1 protein-coding gene is annotated in these 1,150 nt (G+C 77.3%); it reads left to right on the forward strand.

The genetic code is table 11. The features are described 5' to 3' along the window. Window positions 1-1,110, forward strand: a 1,110-nt coding sequence (locus AOK16_RS24755) for an ATP-dependent DNA helicase (RefSeq protein ID WP_169790959.1), incomplete at its 5' end; no start/stop codon positions are given. Window positions 1,111-1,150: the final 40 nt, after the last annotated feature.

Below are 1,150 nucleotides of genomic sequence, written 5' to 3' on the forward strand. Positions count from 1 at the left end.
GCCCCCGGCCCCAACCCGACGGATCCCACCACCGCCCCGGCCGCTACCGCCTCCACCGGCCCGGTGGCTCCCACCACCGACCCAGCCACAGCCGCCTCCGCCGATCCGGCGGGTGCGCTCGCCGGTGCACCGGCCGCGCCCGTCGGGACTGGCCCGGCCGCTCTCACCGTTGCCGGGCTCCTCTCCGGCACCGAGGGACCCGGGCGGGACGAGGACGGGGCATTCGCCCTGGACCTGCTCGTGGTGGTCGACGCGCCGCAGCTCGACGTGGAGACCGCGGCACTGCTCGTCGAGTCGCTGCCGGACGGGGCGCGGCTGATGCTCAGCGGGGACCCGTCCGTGCTGTGGTCGGCCGGTGCCGGGCGGGTCTTCGCCGACCTCCTCGCCGCCCGCATGTGCCCGCAGGTCGCCTCCCGTACGCCCGACCCCGGCCCGATCGGCGAGCTGGTCTCGGGCATCGGGATCGGCGAGCTGAGCCAGGTGGCGGCGCCGGGCAAGGAGGTGGTGATCGTCCCGGTGCGGGACGCCGGGGAGGCCGTGCACCGGACCGTGCAGCTCGTCGCCGACTCCGTGCCGCGCGCGATCGGCGTGGCCCCGGAGCACACGCAGGTGATCACGCCGGGACACGGCGGCGCCGCGGGCACCCGGGCGCTGAACGCGGCCCTCAAGGAGCGGCTGAACCCGGGCCCGGGCCGGTTCGGCGGCTTCGACCCGGGCGACCGGGTCGCGTACGTCCCGGCACCCGGCCGGGTCGTGCCGGGCACGGTCGTCTCGGCCGACGCCGAAGGCCTGCGGCTGGACTGCTCGGGCTCGCCCGTGGTCGTGCCACCGGACCGCGTCGGCGAGACCGTACGGCATGGCTGGGCGCTGACCGCCCACCAGGCGGCCGGTACGCGCTGGCCCGCGGCGGTCGTGGTGCTGCCGGGCGACGCGGCGCAGGCGCTGACCCGCTCCTGGGTCTATACGGCGTTCAGCCGCGGCGAGCGGCACCTGTCGGTCGTGCACGGCGTGGACCAGGCCCTGCCGCGCGCCGTGGTGGAGATCCCGGTCAAGGACCGCACGACCCGGCTGCGGACCCTGCTCCAGGCCTCACCCCCACCGGCAAGCTGAGCCACACCGCCACGCAGCACCGCCACGCAGCGGCGCCACG

This window comes from Streptomyces pathocidini (assembly GCF_001418495.1).
Lineage (GTDB): Bacteria > Actinomycetota > Actinomycetes > Streptomycetales > Streptomycetaceae > Streptomyces > Streptomyces pathocidini.